At 58.8% G+C, this 17456-nt stretch carries 10 protein-coding genes; 8 read left to right on the top strand and 2 right to left on the bottom strand.

Features of this window, described 5'->3' with window-relative positions:
• The coding region (locus tag FQ746_RS35000) for a hypothetical protein (RefSeq protein WP_222105835.1) at positions 1-218 on the bottom strand (218 nt) is incomplete at its 3' end.
• Positions 219-414: 196 nt separating this feature from the next.
• On the opposite strand from FQ746_RS35000, the gene FQ746_RS01625 reads away from it, so the two are divergent.
• The 3 genes from FQ746_RS01625 to FQ746_RS35555 all read left to right on the top strand — a co-directional run bounded on the left by FQ746_RS01625 (position 415) and on the right by FQ746_RS35555 (position 7229).
• Positions 415-4494 carry a tail fiber domain-containing protein gene (locus FQ746_RS01625; RefSeq protein ID WP_222105834.1) on the top strand — a complete coding sequence of 1360 codons (4080 nt, stop codon included), beginning with the start codon at positions 415-417 and terminating at the stop codon, positions 4492-4494.
• Between the two features lie 137 nt (positions 4495-4631).
• Positions 4632-6122, top strand: coding sequence for a tail fiber domain-containing protein (locus tag FQ746_RS01620; RefSeq protein WP_144106905.1), 1491 nt, complete (start codon positions 4632-4634; stop codon positions 6120-6122).
• Positions 6123-6188: 66 nt separating this feature from the next.
• Positions 6189-7229 (top strand): tail fiber domain-containing protein, encoded by a 1041-nt coding sequence (locus FQ746_RS35555; protein WP_144106903.1) that lies wholly within the window; start codon positions 6189-6191, stop codon positions 7227-7229.
• A gap of 147 nt (positions 7230-7376) precedes the next feature.
• Here FQ746_RS35555 and FQ746_RS01610 read toward each other — a convergent pair whose 3' ends face one another.
• Positions 7377-8042 carry a hypothetical protein gene (locus tag FQ746_RS01610; protein ID WP_144106901.1) on the bottom strand — a complete coding sequence of 222 codons (666 nt, stop codon included), beginning with the start codon at positions 8040-8042 and terminating at the stop codon, positions 7377-7379.
• Positions 8043-8150: 108 nt separating this feature from the next.
• On the opposite strand from FQ746_RS01610, the gene FQ746_RS01605 reads away from it, so the two are divergent.
• From FQ746_RS01605 to FQ746_RS01585, 5 genes are all read left to right on the top strand, one after another.
• On the top strand, positions 8151-10247 hold the full coding sequence (locus FQ746_RS01605; RefSeq protein ID WP_144106899.1) for a hypothetical protein: 2097 nt from the start codon (positions 8151-8153) through the stop codon (positions 10245-10247).
• A 91-nt stretch (positions 10248-10338) separates the two neighbouring features.
• Positions 10339-13161, top strand: coding sequence for a hypothetical protein (locus FQ746_RS01600; RefSeq protein WP_144106897.1), 2823 nt, complete (start codon positions 10339-10341; stop codon positions 13159-13161).
• 172 nt (positions 13162-13333) lie between these two features.
• On the top strand, positions 13334-15340 hold the full coding sequence (locus tag FQ746_RS01595; RefSeq protein ID WP_186310597.1) for a tail fiber domain-containing protein: 2007 nt from the start codon (positions 13334-13336) through the stop codon (positions 15338-15340).
• The gene (locus FQ746_RS01590; RefSeq protein WP_144106894.1) at positions 15337-15741 is read left to right on the top strand and encodes a hypothetical protein; all 405 of its coding nucleotides are present in this window, start codon (positions 15337-15339) and stop codon (positions 15739-15741) included. The genes FQ746_RS01595 and FQ746_RS01590 overlap by 4 nt, the downstream gene beginning before the upstream one ends.
• Positions 15742-15756: 15 nt before the next feature.
• On the top strand, positions 15757-17142 hold the full coding sequence (locus FQ746_RS01585; RefSeq protein WP_144106892.1) for a radical SAM/SPASM domain-containing protein: 1386 nt from the start codon (positions 15757-15759) through the stop codon (positions 17140-17142).
• Positions 17143-17456: the final 314 nt, after the last annotated feature.

Below are 17456 nucleotides of genomic sequence, written 5' to 3'. Positions count from 1 at the left end.
TCGAGCAATGCGCAGCTCTCCGCGTCGCAGGCCGCGGCATCGGCATCGAGTGCAAGCACCGATGCGGATAACGCCAGTAGCTCAGCAAGTGCGGCGAGCGACTCCGCAAACGCGGCAGCGTCGTCTGCGACGGATGCGGATAACAGCGCCACGGCTGCGGCGTCGTCCGCCACCGATGCGGCCAACAGTGCTGACTCGGCTTCCACGGATGCCGGCAATGCGTCCTCTTCGGCGAGCGACGCCGCGAGCTATGCAAATCAAGCGCAGGACAGCCAGCTTGTAGCAAACAACAACGCCAACACCGCTCAAACGGCGGCGACCTCGGCAGAGGCCTGGGCTTCGCAAGCGTCAGGGACCGTTGATGGAACCAGCTATTCTGCCGCTTACTACGCGAAAGCAGCGGCAGCGTCAGACGTGGATGCCACCACGCAGGCGAGCAACGCGGGGACGTCGGCGACCCTGGCCCAGAACTGGGCGTCGCTGATGAGCGAAACGGTCGATGGGACCAGTTACTCCGCCAAGTATTACGCATCGCAGGCGGCTTCATCGGCTTCATCGGCGAGCGCGTCGGTTACTAGCGCTGCCACATCGGAAAGCTCGGCCGTCAACGCAGCCAATACGGCTGAGGCCTACTCCGAGCAATCTGAAGCGTGGGCAGGGCAAGCATCGGCATCTGCGTCGCAGGCATCCACGTCCGCTTCTAACGCGGCTTCCGATGCCAGTGCGGCGGCGTCCAGTGAGAGTAGTGCCGCGTCTGCTGCTTCATCTGCCAGTAGCTCTGCTAGCGCCGCGTCTTCTTCGGCGACACAAGCCCAAGATAGCCAACTAGCCGCGCAAGTGAGTTCCAACTCTGCTGGGACATCTGCAACCAGTGCGGCAAATTCTGCTTCTGCTGCTGCGACCAGTGCCCAATCTGCGGCAGAGGCAATCTACACCGCCAACACGGTGGAGCCGATCAGCACGACGGGTGGCACCACCACCCTAACCGCAGCGGAGGCTGCTGCCGGGATCTATGCTGTCACGGGCACGCTCACCAGCAATGCCGTGATCGTGGTGCCCGCCACCTCTCATCCGTTCATTGTGAATAACGGCACTACGGGCGCCTACACACTGACTATCGAGATGACTGGCGGTACGTCCGTTGAGACCGTCCCGCAAGGCGAGTCGCAGCAGTTGTACTGCGATGGAAGCGGCGGGATCTTCTCCGTATCGTCCGTGTCGGGCTTTCAGTTCTCTGGCACGAAGTCCGTGACTGCATCGGGTACGAAGCTGGACAGCACCTACGCGGGCGTGATGACGTCGGTAGCACCCTCGAGTGGCTCGACCATTTATCTGCCGCCGGGCGCCACGATGACGGCGGGTGGTTCGGTCTTCCTGGATGCAGGGAGCAACTTCACACTTGCATTGCAGGGAAGCGATACGGCCGACTTTGGCAGTACGGTTAGCGTTCTCACGAAGGACAAGTGGCTCTTCACGTGGAATGGGAGCGAGTGGCTTACCACCCTCTACTCCAGCAGCTTCACCGCGCGCTTTACTTATTCGGTGACTACCCCGCTGGTCTATGCGTCAGCGCGCGTCCTGATTGGTACAGTTACCGATGATGGTGCAACGTCATTGCAGTCCAGTGGCGGGGCCACCTTTGGTGCGCCCGTCATGGTGCCCACGCAGCCAGCGGGGGATAACACGCTGGCGGCCGCCAACACCGCATTCGTCCATGCGGCGATCGCAGCCATCGTGGCGTCGTCACCCAGTACGCTCGATACGCTGAATGAACTCGCGAGCGCGTTAGGGGATGATGCGAACTTCTCGACCACGATCACGAACCTGATCGCGACGAAGGCCGCTTTGAGTGGCGCCAGCTTCACCGGTAATGTCAGTGCGCCGCTGCTCACCGCAACATCGGGTGCTGTCTGGGCATCGGGCTATGGGGGCAATGCCAACGAAGGTGTCGTGTTCCTCGGCAGTGGGGGCGGGACGTATCTCTACTACGACGGGGTCAAATACAACCTGCCCTTGGCGGAACTGTACGTCAACAGCTATCAGGCCTGGCACGCCGGGAATTTCACGCCTAGCAACTACGCGGCTTTGGCAGGATCCGCGGATTTCGCCGGGACTGTGACGGGCACGGGGTCGTCGTACGCCCTGCGGGCTGTGAACCTGACCACGGGGCAAACCTCGATCGGTTTAACGCACGAGGGAGCGGCGACAGACCAGAAGAACTGGGAGTTCATCTTCGGCACCGACGGGTCTATCGGTTGCCGAGCGGTGAATGATGCCTACACCCTTTCCCAGTATGCATGGCAGGTGGTGCGAAGCGCGACTAGTTACACCTTGGCTGTGTTGGAGCTGATGGGTCAAGGCGGTCGCGTTCTCGTTGGCGCTACCTCGGATGACGGCACTAACATTCTTCAAGTTGACGGAAGTGTTCGGGCTGCGAATCTGTATATCAACACGCAGGCCGTTACGGATAGCGGCATCGCGGGTTTTAGTAATAGCAATGGTCCGGCGGTGGCTTTTTACGGAAGCGGCACGACCGGTGTCGGAAGTCTCGTGCTGCGTACCGATGGGCTCGAACGAGCCCGGATCAACGCAGCGGGTCGGATGTTACTGGGAACGACAACGGACGATGGGTCCAATCTGCTCCAAGTGGATGGGGGTGTCCGGTCACTCGTCGGCGGCTTCACCTATCCAGATGGCACGATCCAGACCACTGCGAATGTGTCGAGCAATCCGACGGCGATCGACTACACCCCGGCAAGCGGAACGACAACCTTTGCCGTGCAACAGTACGGTGTCGGATTGGTGCAGGTGTTTGCCAACGGGTCCCGTCTGTCGAATACGACCGGCTACACCGCAACCACGGGCAACAGCATTACGTTGCTCACGGCGGCGGACGGCAACACCACGTATTCGGTGTTGACGGGCGTGCTGTACGAGGCAACTAACCTCTTGCAGCCGATCGTGCAGGCCGTGGCCGTGGCAGTGGGCGTCAAGACACTGACGCTGCCCGCCAGTGCGTTGGCGGGTTATCTCTGGGTCTTCCAGAACGGTGCATGGCTCGTGCCGGGCGTGGACTTCACCTTCACGGGGGGTGCCACGGCGACGCTCACCACAGCACCGACGCAAGCGACGGACGTCTTCACGGTGGTGATCCTGCAACCGGTGTCTTTCACCAACTCGGCCACACAGGCACAGGTGCAAACGGGCGGGATGACGTTTGTCACTGACACCGGTGTAGCGAATGCCTACGCTGCAGCGTATATCCCGGCCGTGGGTGCACCGACCCACGGAATGCGTCTGAGCTTCATTGTGAAGACGACGAACACCGGTGCTTCGACCCTCGCAGCCAATGGTGGGACGGCTTACGCGATCTACGGCGGTGGCCATGTTGCGCTGACTGGTGGTGAGCTGGTGGTGGGTGCCTATGTGACAGTGATGTACAACGCGACACTGGGTGCATGGGTGATCGTGGAGAACACGCTGGGCAGACAGCAGTACGGCAGTGGTGTGAACATCGTGGGGTTGGGTGGCCGCATCACCGCAGACATGTCGAATGCGACGTATTCGAATCAGCTTGCGTTCCAAACGTCGACAACGAACGGCAACACGACCGTCAATGCCATACCGAATGGTACGGGCGCGGCAAGTCAGTTCATTGCCTGGGCGGCTGCTGTTCAGACGAACTCGCCGTATCTGTCGATGGGTGTGAGTACGGCCTCCGGCTTCTCGTACATTAACAGCGGAGCACTCGGGACGGGCACTGCGTTGCCGTTGACTTTTGACGTTAATGGCGCGGAGCGCATGCGCATTGACACGTCTGGGCGGGTCCTTATAGGGACCGCCACGTCCGCCACCATTGGAGGCTTCGGTGGGCAACATCAGATTGTGTCTTCCGTCAATGTAACGCGCCAGTTTATCCAGGGTCACGCCAATGGTCTTGGATACGGTACGGTCTATCTGAATGGTGCAGAAGGTGGGGGTGGCTGTCAGGCGCTCACGTTCGCTAACAGTTCGGGCGCGGCTGTTGGGACGGTCACCGTGACCACCAGCGCGACGGCGTACAACACGACCTCGGATTATCGACTCAAGGAAAACATCGCTCCGATGACCGGTGCGCTGAAGCGATTGATGTTGGCGAAGTTGGTTCGGTTCAGCTTTAAGAACGATCCCAATAAGCGCGTCGTTGACGGATTCCTGGCGCACGAAATTGCGCAGTTGGTGCCCGAGGCCGTGCATGGCGAGAAAGACGCCGTGTGGCACCACCTCACCATGCGTGAGGGCCATGATCCAAAGGACATCAAGCAGGATGACGTGCTCGATGTCAAAGCGGAAATCGTGGCGCAGCAAGTGGACTACTCCAAGCTGGTGCCGTTGCTGATGGCCTCGGTGCAGGAGTTGACCGCGGAAGTCCGGGCGTCCCATAACGCCATGGTCGCCATGCAAAAGCAGATCACCGCTTTGAAGAACGAAGTCGCCAGCTATCGAAAAAGATAAGAGGCTGCGACCAACAACGTAACGCCATAAAGCTCCTACCCGGTGAACCGCCAGGTAGGAGCTTTTTTTCTTTTGCGCACGCCGCATTAAATCAATCTTCCAGACGGTGTTCCTACGCCCGTCATTTGGGGACCGGTATGGCCAGTGTAAGTCAAATGCTTGCGCGTGTAGTCGATCTATTTGGTCCTGCAGCTGCTGCAAACCCTGCCGTCCTGTACGGCAACCTCATGATCTCCCCTGCCGGAAATGTCCTGGTCGGCTCAGTCACCGATCAAGGTACGTACAAGCTCCAGGTCAATGGTGCGATGTTAGTCACCGCTCCTTCGAAATTCGGGGATGATCTGGAAATCGATGGCGAGTTAAATGCGAACGGTATCGCAACGTTCAACAGTGATGCCAGTTACAACGGCACCACCGACTTTAATGGCACCGCGAATATGAACGGAACCGCCATCTTTAATGGCGAGAGTGAGTTCAACAACGCGATCCAGTTTTCAAATAGCATCACGGTTGATGGCGAGTCGACGTTTGACGGCACTGCTGTCTATAACAACGCTGCAACGTTCAACGGTGAAGCGACCTTCAACAATCTGGTTGCGATGGTTGGCGGTGTGACCTCTGCAGGCACGGTTCAGGGTGCGGCCCTCACGATTGATAACGGCGCGGGCTATGCCACGTTTTCTATCAACAACACGGGCAAGGCGCGCTGGTCTTTCTTTAAGGACAGTACGTCGGAGAGCGGGAGTAACGCAGGGGGAAACTTCCAGTTCAACGCGGTCGCTGACGATGGAGAGACCGCGACGGAGATCTACGGTATAAACCGGGCATCGTACCTCACGACCTTCTATAAGACAGTGACGATCACCGGGGCTGTAACAGCGGGCAGTACGCTGGCGGTGACGGGAGCGACCACGCTGTCAAGCACACTGGTCGTGACCGGCGCGCTTACCGCCAACAGCTCGGCGGCGATTGCTTCCAGCCTGACTGTCGGCGGCGCCGCCGACGTGGTGGGTAATTTTTCTGTGGGCTCGGCATCCTTAGCGCTCGGCGGAACAGCTTATGGGACAACGATCGAGTCAAACGCGAACGGCGGATTGATTGTCAATAATGCCAGCGGCGTGAATGCCTATTTTGCCAAGCCGACCAGCTACAACAACGGCGTCTATGTGGTCTTCAACTACAACGCTTCGAACATCGGCCAGATTGGCTTGGCGTCGACATCCAGTGTCTCCTACGGCACGACATCAGACTACCGCTTGAAGGAAAACGTCAAGGTGCATGTGGGTGCGCTTGATCGGGTCATGCTCACGAAGCCCATCCGATACAACTTCATCGCAGACGAACGCAAAGAGGAAATCGACGGGTTCCTCGCGCATGAGATCGCTGAGGTGGTTCCAAACGCAGTTTTTGGGATAAAGGACGCAGTGTTCTTTCACCCGACGCTGCGCGAAGGCTACGACCCTGCTGACGTGCAACCGGAGGACGTGCTTGATGTCACAGAGCATGTCGATCCGCAGATGATCGATCACTCCAAGCTCGTCCCTCTCCTCTATGCGGCACTGCAAGAAGCGACTATGGAGATACGCACACTCAAGAAGCGATTCGACGAGCACGTCGCGCTGCACTGACGATTTGCCAGTCTTTCTTTGCAAATTCTATGGCCAGTTGCGCCATTCTCTTTTCAAGGATAAGACATGGCTTCCCTCAGTCAAATGGCAGCGCGACTGGTCGACCTCTTCGGTCCCGCCGCGACCGCGAATCCTGCAGAGCTCTATGGCAACCTGATGGTGTCACCGAACGGGAACATCCTGATCGGCAGCGTGACGGACGACGGCCTCTACAAGTTGCAGGTGACTGGCACCGCCTACGTGACATCATCGACGCGAGTTGGGGGCGCTCTGGAAGTAGACGGTGCGCTGAGTGTCACGGGTCAGCAGACCAACACGGCCGGTATCCAGGTTGCTGGATTTAATGTCGGAAGCCTCGGCCAGCTCGTCATGACAAACGGGAACTATGGTGCGGGCTGGCGTAACGACGGGAACAACTGTTACGCGCTGTCGACCGCATCTGGGAGTCCGAGCGGCTCGTACAATTCGTACCGGCCTTTCTATTGGAGTCTAAGCACAGGTACGGTCAACATCGATGGCACCGGGGAGGGGACTGTTTTCGCGAATGGCACATTGGGTACCGATGTCGTCGCCGTGGGTGGGAACATTGTGACGGGCGGCTACCGTTGTCGAGCGGGTGTCGGCGGAGCGATCGATAACGTCTTCAACTTCTACTGGGTCGGCGGCGCTATTCAGTGCTGGATCGACTACACGAACGTGGGGAGTATCGCGTTTTCGTCAGACTCCCGCATCAAGCAAAACGTGCGGGACTACCGTGGCGGTCTCGATAGCGTGATGAAGATGCGTATCGTCCGCTACGAGTATAAGAACGAAGGCATTTTCGAAGCAGATGGTCGCGTGCACGAAGGGTTCATCGCGCAGGAACTTCGCAAGATCCTGCCCAGCGCGGTTGACGGTGACCCGACTGCCACGACACCAAGTGTAGAGCACACCGAATTCGGACCAGTACCGAAACAAACCCCCCAGCCCTTGAGCCTACGGCCGCTCCCCATCATCGCCGTGACGGTTCAAGCTGTCCAGGAGCTTGCTGAGATGGTCGAGCAGCAAGGAAAACAAATACAAGAACTCCAGGCTGCACTGGCTTCGATACAAGGTCGCACCCAATAGCGACCCCTCCTCAGAAACGCGGTGGAAATCGTATGTATTTCCCGCATACCTCCTGAGGAGCATATCCACCGTGACGACCCCTGAACAAACAATCTCCAGCGAGGTGACTGCACTTGTTAGCCAGATCTCGAAGGTGAGCGCTGGTTTTCAAGATGTAGCAGACAGCGACGAGACTGCGACGGCTGCAGCCGCTGCGGCTTCGACCTCTGCCAGCGATGCCGCTGCGAGCGCAACGGCCGCGGCCAACAGTGCTGTCACAGCATCAGCGGCCGCGACCACCGCCACCAACGCGGCAACTTCTGCCACCACCTCCAACACCACCTCGGCACAGAACGCCAGCGCCGCCGCCACGTCGGCCGGTAATGCACAGAGCTTCGCCAGCGCAGCGGGTAACAGTGCATCAGCTGCATCGAGCAGTTCCAGTACGGCACAAACAGCCTCGACAAATGCGTCGAATAGCGCCACTGCTGCGAACGTGTCGGCCTCGGCGGCAGCCGCGAGCGCTGCTGCAGCGAGTTCATCCGAAGATAACGCCGCAAGCTCTGCAAGCGCCGCTGCGGACAGTGCAACTACAGCTGGTGACAGCGCAAGCGAGGCGGCAGCGAGTGCCAGTGCAGCCGCCTCGAGCGCGAGTGATGCGGCGAGCAGTGAGGGGTCTGCTGCCTCGTCTGCTGCCAGTGCTACGGACTCCGCAAGTGCTGCCTCAACCAGCGCAGCTTCAGCCGCCGATTCGGCGGCAAGTGTCCTTGCTGTGGCAGCCACCGGAATCGCGTTGTCGTTCTCGAAGATCGACGGCGGTCGTGTTGGCGTCACGCCAGCGCTGAACTATCAACTCGTCGGCGTAGATGGAGGTACCCCCTAACACATCCCCTCGCTTCTCTCCATTTTCCAGGTTGCGCTTTCTAAAGCGTATGAGGCTTTATGACTGAACCAGCATTGTCGATTCAAGGCACGATCCAGTTCCGCCGCGGAGATGCCGCAGAGTGGACCTCAGTAAACCCCATCCTCGCCGAAGGAGAGATGGGTATCGAGCTCGACACCAAGCAATTCAAGATCGGAGATGGCACTACTGCGTGGGCTGACCTTTCCTACGGCGGGTTGCAGGGACCCCCCGGTACCGATACGGGATCAACGTCGACCACGGCTACGGTAACGCAGGCGAGCCAGCTTACCTTTGCAGCCACCTATCTCGCAGGCTCCACACCGCAAAACCTGAACGATAAAGTAGGCGAGAATGTCTCCCTGCTCGATCAGAATGGGACCCCGTTCAACACGACATCGGACCAGACCACGGCCTTCGGCATCGTCGATTTGTTAAATGCAACGATCCGCGTTCCGCGCGGTCTGCATGAGTTCACGGCCACGAATTCCACGGGACTACGCGGACATTACACCTTCGAGTGGGGCGCGATGATCCAGGTGGCGGCTGGTGTCGTCATGAACTGGGCAGGCGCGTCTATCGAGGCATCTCCTTACCAGCATATCTTCGATATCTCGGCGGGCGGCACGCATGCCGGTTACCTGTTGAATAGCGACTTCTCAATCTGCTGGACGGGTGCCGATGCGACGGGCAACACCCCGTCGGGGCCTGCCGTACAGGCTGCGATTGACTACAAGCTGTGCACCACGATTCTGGCGCCAGACAACGTGAATGGCGCGTCTTACGAGATGGAGGGTCAGCAGATCCTGCAAGAGGGCGTGCATGTGGTCGGACCTGCTCGTGCAGGCGGCATCTACACCATCGCGAAGCCTCGCTTTAACTGGACGGTTGATCTGGGCAAGACGGGTGATGCGACCTACACGGAAAGCTACTACTGGCGCATTCCGTCGTACGAAGAATACGTCGGGCAGATCAAGTGCCAGATCGCCAACGTGGAGTTGGCTTCTACGTACGACAACACCAACAAGTACATCACGCCGATCTGGAATACGGATCTCTTGGCGATCGGACGACTAGGTACGATCGAGAACGGTAACAGTACCCTGCAAGTCAGCATCGTGAATGTCACGTTCACGGGCGGTCGCATGGGTTCGGTCAATCGGACCACGAACGGTCATACGCAGTTCATCAACTGTATCTGGCAAGCGGGGTTTGCTGGGGCCGCGTCTGTAACCACGGGGGGTGATTACTGGTACATCAACTGCAATGCCCAGTCGATTCAGTGTGCCGCGTTCTACCATTGGTTGAATACGGGCTGGGAACAAGATCTGGTCGTCGATACCCATCGAACGGGTCAAACGCCGTACGTGTTCTTCCAGGAAGCCAATAGCCACCCGGACCAAGCGCTGACCGCGGTCGCCGGCATCTCGGCCGGGTATCTGTTCAAGGACATGGGCACAGAGGCACTGGGTAATGCCTTCATTTGGAGTCAGCCGGGCGGCTATCTGACCGAAGGAATCTGGGAGAACGTCGTACACGACTTGGGATGGTACGGTTTTGGCGTCGGTTACACCATCCAGTCCATGCCTTACGACTACGCGATTGTCGTCGGCAACATGTTCAACACCACGATGCGTTGGGGGAAGGACGGTAGCGGCTTTGGCACGTTCGGACCGGGCAACATTGGCGTGATGTACGCCTATGGCACGCTGGCGGTCAATTGCTTCGGTTTCGTTCAGAGATCGACGCAGGTGTATGTTACCGCACCCGATCAGCAGTGTCTGATCATCCCGTCTAGCTATGCGGCACCACAGCTTCTCTTCCAGCCAGCGGGAACTGTGCAAGACGGACCTGCCACCACGGTGGCTGGTGCAGATAATCCATACGGCGGGCACTCTGATGGGCAGACGTTTGACTATCCGTTCACGCTGGAGGAAACAGCAAGTATCAATCGGATGGACTTCATTGCCCTCACGACATCGAACGGTGCTCCCCTTAGCGCGATCTTCCAGACGTGGAACCAGACTGTAAAGAACGGCGTGGTCATCGCACCATTTCTACGTGTGATATTGACTGAGCCCGTCACCGAAACGGTTTACACCTCCTTGAACCTTTATGGTCCGGGCGCCGGGGTGTAATGGATCACTCGCACCCTCACCGTTTGCTCTTCCCGCAATGATGAGGGTGCGGTGTGTATTCGCATTTATTGACTCATTTCTTGGAATGACCATGGTAACACCTGCACTCAAAGTACAAGGTACTGTTCAGTTTCGACGCGGGACGGCAGCGGAATGGACCGCAGCTAACCCCACACTGGCCGAAGCCGAGATGGGTGTCGAACTGGATACGGGCACCACTGCTGGCCTAAACAAGTACAAGATCGGCGACGGCGTGACCGACTGGAATGATCTTCCCTATGGCGGTCTGGAAAGCGCCCTCACCACAGCACAACAAGCTCAGCTAGGGTACGCTCTGGCGACCGGCCTGCGCTTTCAGGTGTCGGCCGAGCCTCCGACCACTCGCACGGATGGCAGTGCGCTGGAAGAGGCCGATGAATACACGAATACCGCTATCCCGCCGGTCACGTTTCAGTACGTCAGTGGTGCGTGGACGACGTTGAACACGGTCGCGATGGTTAATACAGTCCCGCTGGATACGTTTGCGATGGTCAGCATCGATGTCCAGTTCGACACGCTTGCGCTCTTCCGCGCGATCGACAGTACGCTTTACACGACGGCGTCCACTCGCGGTTACAACAACGTGGATGACGGCGGCGACAGTAAGTACACACTGGTCGCAACGTCTGCGCAAGTGACGGCAGCAAACACTGCCACCGCGGGCACCTACGTCGATGACGGTGGCTATCAGATCATCGCGAATGACGGGTCTGCGTGGGCAGCGCTTCGTACAGCGCCTGGTGTCGATGTGCGTAAGTACGGCGCCATCCCAGACTGTCAGGACGGGGACCAGACTGCCACAAATTGCTGGGCTGCTACCGTGGCTGCGGACGCCTATGCAGCAGCAATGGGCGACGAGTTGCTCTTCCCCGCGCCGAAAAAGGTCAATTCAGGCTACCTGTATATGGCCGATACGTTTGTGCCCCTCTATAGCCGGGTGCAGCGTGGCGCAGTAGTGAGCGGTATTGACCAGGGTGGTACCCGCATTTTCTGGCGTCCCACGGTCCCGATGTCGACAGTGCCGCCGATCGCGACACCGCTCGATGCAGCCAACGATTGCCTGCCCTGCTTCCGGAACATGAATACTGGCCAGATGTGGAACATCTGGTTCGATGGTCCGACGCCGTACGTCCGTCAGACCATGGGCACCACTGACCAGTATTGGAAAGGCGGTCAGATGACGCGGTTGCCGCACTATCAGAACGATCTGGCCTACGGATTCATTGGCTGCGATCAAGACGATCAAGTGCAGATGGACTATTACAACTGCGGCTCATCGGCGACGTTGAAGCACGGGATGTGTCGCACGAACACGACGGGCCACATCCGTGAGTTCTACTGCAATTGGGACGGGTTGATTGGTACGTACACGGTCAACGCGTCGGACGATTACTACCGGATCGGGACGAACTTCACCGGCGTGCTGGCTGGCTTTGGATTCAACAACAAAGATAACGCTGGCACCGAAGGATCCAACATGATCCGTCACTTGGATGGTCATGCGGGCTTTGCGCCTTTCACGATTCTCCAGTTCCAGGACGTATCGAATACGTCGGGTACGGGCGGTGGCTTGAACGGGTTCATGAAGGGAATTCACTTCGAGAGCTGTGGCGAAGCGGCTATCCAGTTGCTCCCGGGTGCGTCCACGAACTTGCGGCTGGAAGATTGCGTCTCGTCTTGGTCCGATAGTTGGGAGAACGACGGCGCCTGGTCGACGATGCTGCCTCCGGACATGCAGCCTGCGATCGGCGCACAGGCCGCGCTGTTTGCCCTCGGTAGCGTCGAACTGCTTGACTGTCCGGGGTCCACCTTCGCGCGCAGTTACGTTGACAACACGGCCGACAGTTGTCCGCCGGCGGCGAATCAGGTCTCGCTTCTGATCGACGCCATGTTCCCGCTCACCGCGAATGGTGGGCTGCAGGGTGGCGTGAACGTGTCTGCGTTTGACACGATCCAGCTGGGAGACGGCACAGCAGGTTCTTTTTCGAACGGGCAAGTGAAGTCAGACCCGGCACCGCGTCCGAACTATGAGCTGTCGGTGTTCCCCGCGAACAAGGGGGATCTGCGACGCTACACTGCAGTCGCGCCCACGCCTAACTTGTTGTTGAATCCAGTGCAGATGACGGCCGCGCTGGGTACCACCAACAACGTGCTGTCGGGCAACGGTGGAAACTGGATCATGGGGAGTGATTCTTCGACGATCACCGGGTATTCATTGGCTGCCCTTCTCGCGGCCGGAACGTTGAAGCAATCGGATCTTCCGCAGGCGTTGCTTGACACCTACTCGAGTTTGACCGACGACCCCGTCGTGATCGCGCTGGAGTGCGTGACGGCGGCGAGTAACATCTTTGCCCAGCTCGATCCGATCACACGGGCGCTGCCATTTCCGTACAAGTTGCTCTCCACAGGCACATGGATCAAAGTGCAGCGGGCGGCAAACGCGGACGGAACCCCCAACACAACCGTCATGCCAGTGATGGTCCGACAGGCAGGAGGAAACTACCAGTACTACCCGAACGAGACACAGCAGATGACGCCCGACTCGGCTTTCATGCCCATGCTCTTCAACGAGTTTGCGGTCGATGTACCGGGTAGCGTGAACAATGCGTTGTACGAGTTCCAGATTTACACGGTCGATAACGCCGTGGTGGGGGACATCATCTGGTTGTTCCCACCGATCTGTAACGAAGGCCAGCTCGCGCAGTTCAATGCGAACAACGGCCCGACGCTTCGAGGTCAAGTCTATCTGGACGAGCAGCCAGCACTGACGTCCACGGCAGCCGGAGGTACGGTGGCCCTCCCTGCCGGGGCGCTCGGTTTTGCAACGATGTCCTACAACGGCGCCCAAGTGCAATACCCGGTGTATCCAGTCTAGCGTCACTGACCTGTACTGCAGGTCATATTGCTGCTGCTAACGGCGAAGCATGCGTGCTTCGCTAAATCAGAAAAGCCCGGCCAAAAGCCGGGCTTTTTTGCTGTCTCTTAGTTCCGTCCGAAGATTCAGAGGAAACGTGCGCGTCAGAAGTAGTGGAGAGAAAAGAAATCGTATGAATTCTCCATTCCCTCATCCGAGGATTGATGCCGTGCCGAATCCCCAGCAAACTATCTCGACCGAGGTAACGTCCTTAGTCACGCAAGTCGATAAGCTTGCCACTGGACTAAAGACCAACCTTAGCGAAGAACAACAGGCAGAGACCGCGGCAGAGGCTGCGGCAAGTTCTGCATCTGCTGCGTCTGCGAGTCAGACCGCAGCCTCCAACAGTGCCACAACAGCGGCCAACTTGGCGACCGCTGCGAGCAATAGCGCCACCGCTGCTTCTTCTTCAGCGAGCGGGGCGCAACAAAGCGCAACGAATGCCGCGAACTCCGCAAGCAGCGCCCAGACATACGCCACCGATGCGAGCGATTCTGCAGCGGCTGCCGCCACCAGTGCATCAGGCGCTTCGGGGTCGGCTTCTGCCGCTTCCAGCAGCGCGTCGAGCGCGAGCAGTTCGGCTGGTGCTGCGAATGCCAGTGCGAGTGCTGCTGCCTCAAGTGCGGCCGGTGCGGCTGACGCTGAGGGCGTTGCAGAACAATGGGCTACGCAAACGAGCGGGACCGTGGACGGTACCTATTACGGCTCGCGCTACTACGCCTTGCAGTCAAGCACATATGCCACTAACTCAGCGAACAGTGCGAGCTCGGCGAGCACCTACGCATCGAACGCTGACGCATCGGCACTCGATGCCGACAACTATGCTCAGTCTGCTAAGAGCAGCGCTAGCGCGGCTGCCAGCTCTGCCTCCGCTGCAGCAGAGTCTGCCAGCACCTGGAATAGCGTCAACCCAGTATTTTCGACGTCGGTAACCTCAAACCTCGTGTACGCGACGACACGACTCCTTGTTGCGGGTGTCACTGACGATGGAAGTACATCGATTCAGACGAGCGGCGCGACGTCAGTCGGGGGGCTTGGTACTTTCAAGAAAGGCATCAGTGTCACCGGCGGCATCACGACGGATACGGTCGCAGCGGGTTCGCTGTCATCGGATGCCTACGATGCGGAAGGCGCCAACCTGCGGATCATCAACGACGACTACGGAGTGATTTTCCGCAACGACGGTAGCTCCTTCTGGATGCTGCAGACGGCGAGCGGCAGCGCAGAAGGAACGTACAACGCTTACCGACCCTTCCAGTGGAATCTGAGCACCGGGGCACTCACGTTCGATAACACCGGCGCGGGTAGTGTGTTCGGGGGACCGATCAAGACGAGCAGCACTCTAACATCCACCGGTAATGCGACGGTGGGTGGCACGCTGACCGTCACGGGTGCTACGGCCCTTGAGTCGAACTTGGGGGTGGCTGGCACGGTGGGGATGGATTCCACCTTGACCGTCGCCGGAGCGACGCTTCTGCAAAGCTCGCTCACAGTGGATGGCGTGCTGGACGTTGCGAACGCGGTCAACATGACTGGCGCCAACGTGATGCTTCAGACGCCGGCTTACAACGGCAGCCCTACAACAGCCGAAGCATGTGGTGTGTTGGTGCGCAATGTGTCTGGGTCGGGCGATGGCTACAACGCTGCGATGTCGTGGCTCTGTCAGGGCACGTTCGGCCTGCAGATGACCTTGCGCTCGGATGGTGTCTTCGGGATCGGTGGCTGGAGCGCACCTTCTTATTGTTGGTACGTCGCCACGGCCTCCGGGACGATGGTGGCTTCCGGAAACGTTTCGGCCTATTCCGACCCGCGCCTCAAAAAGGACTTCCGTCCGATCGTGAACGCGCTCGATCAGGTCTGTCAGCTGCGCGGCATGCACTTCACGTGGCGAGACTATGAGTTCCTGGGTCGCAAGAACACGGCAGACATCGGTCTGGTGTCGACGGACGTGCGCAAGGTCGTGCCGTCTGCTGTGACCGAAGTCGAGATGGGTGGCAACACCTACGACGTCGTCTCGTACGAGAAGATGGTTCCGCTCCTGATCGAAGCCGTGAAGGAACTGCGCGCTGAAGTCGAAGCCCTGAAATGGAAGAAGAGCTGGTACAAGCGGCTCTTCAAACGCAAGGAGGTGGCGGCATGACCCTCCAGTCTTCAGGCGTTATCTCGATGTCCGACATCAACACCGAGATCGGTGGGGCAGCGGACTCCTTGCTTTGGGTCGAACAAAACACCAAAGACGCGGTGGCGAACTTCGCATCGCTCTATGGTCGTGCCTGGTATCAAAGCACGACCGGTGGGAACTGCGCGAACGGCAACTGTACCGCCAACTGCAACTGCGGAAACATCCAGTGCACGAACTGCACGGTCTCCGCGATCAACTGTACGAATTGCGATGCGCGCGCATGGTTGCAGGCGAACTGCAACTGTGCCTGCACCTACAACTGCACGGCCAATGCTGTCACCTACAACTGCAATTGCGATTGTGGCGGTGACTCCGATGACGGAGACGACGGCGACGACGGCGACGGTGATGGCGGCTAAACAAGGATAAACACGATGCGTTTTCACATCACGGGGCAGCGGCTCCACGACAAGGGCCGTCAGGTCTTTGTGTACGACAATGAGACGAATACCCTGAGCGATGCCTCGGGGCAAGTCTTCAGCTCTGGTGGTTGTGAGGCGCACGCGGGCAAGCATACGCCGGTGGTGCCCTTCTCACCCGAGGAACCCCTGCGTAAATCCAAGCGGATCCGTACGCTGAAGATCCAGTTGGGTCTCTCGTGCAACTACGCCTGTGACTACTGCTCCCAGCGGTTTGTGGAGCACGCGCCCGAGACGAGCAGGAAGGACATCGAGGCCTTCATCGACCGGTTGGGCAACCTGGAATTCAATGAAGCACGGGGTTTGAAGATTGAGTTCTGGGGAGGGGAGCCCCTCGTCTACTGGAAAACACTGGTCCCGCTAAAGGAAGCATTGGACCTGTATTTTGCAGGCTGGGAAAAGAAGCCGGTCTATTCGATGATCACGAATGGGTCGCTTCTCAATCGCGAGATCGTACAGTGGCTGGTGGAGAACGAATTCATTGTCGCCATGAGTCACGATGGACCGGGCCAGGCTGTGCGGGGGCCGGATCCACTCGACGACGATATCACGCGCTCAGCCGTGCGCTCACTCTATCGGCAACTGCGTCCGCGGGGGCGTTTTAGCTTCAACGCCATGCTCAACCAGAGCAACTACGGACGTCGGGAAATCTACGAGTGGTTTGTCGCTTTCACGGGCGATCCGTCTGTCCCCTTGGGGGAAGGCTCAGTCATTGACGCGTACGACGAAGGCGGGACCGGGAATTCGCTCGCGACAAAGGCAGACCACTTTGCCTTTCGCCGTCGTGCATTCAACGATGTCTTTGCCAATGACGGGCAGATTGGCTTCGGCGGGATTCTGGGCAAGGTGGATGGCTTTACCACGGGCGTGCTCACGCATCGCCCGGCCAGCTCGCTTGGTCAGAAGTGCGGCATGGACAAGCCAGGCAATATCGCGATCGATCTGCGCGGCAATGTGATTACCTGCCAGAACGTGTCGGCCAGTGAAGTCGCCAAGAACGGCGCACCGCATCTCGGCGGCAACATTGAGAAGATCGAGGAGGTAGAGCTGAAAAGCGCCACGCACTGGAGAAACCGGGCGAATTGCGCGGCGTGCCCAGTCCTGCATTTGTGCAAGGGGTCTTGCATGTATCTGCAGGGCGAGTACTGGGATGTCTCGTGCGCGAATTCCTACTCCGACAACATCGCCCTCTTCGCGCTTTCCTTCGAGAAGATGACGGGCTACATCCCTGTTTTGATTGATGCCCCTGGCTTACCCGATGATCGTCGTGACATCTTCGGGACGGAGATGGAACACATTGAGCGCCCGCGACGCAAGATGATTCCGATCGTTGCGGTTTAGCAAAGGTTCAGTGCTGCCTGTGTTGTTTTGTCGGATGGCTATTTCCCCTGCAGTGATGCGGGGGACTTATGCCGGTCGCCCGTCGCCGGCCTCTCGGAATGCTATGACTGACTTCATTCCGGGGATACGACATGGGCGTCGAAAAGGACTCCACTACACAGACCAGCAGTGCTGATACTGCGGCGCAGACTTTCGCAGCAAACGCGGCGCTAAGTGCGTCAGCCGCACAGGTATCGGACGCAGACGCGAAGAATCAAGCCACCGCCGCGGCGTCGTCTGCAAATGCGGCAGCAGCGTCGGCAGCGAGTGCAGCG

The organism is Paraburkholderia sp. BCC1886, from assembly GCF_900996245.1.
Lineage (GTDB): Bacteria > Pseudomonadota > Gammaproteobacteria > Burkholderiales > Burkholderiaceae > Paraburkholderia.
This window is presented reverse-complemented; position numbering and strand designations above follow the sequence as displayed.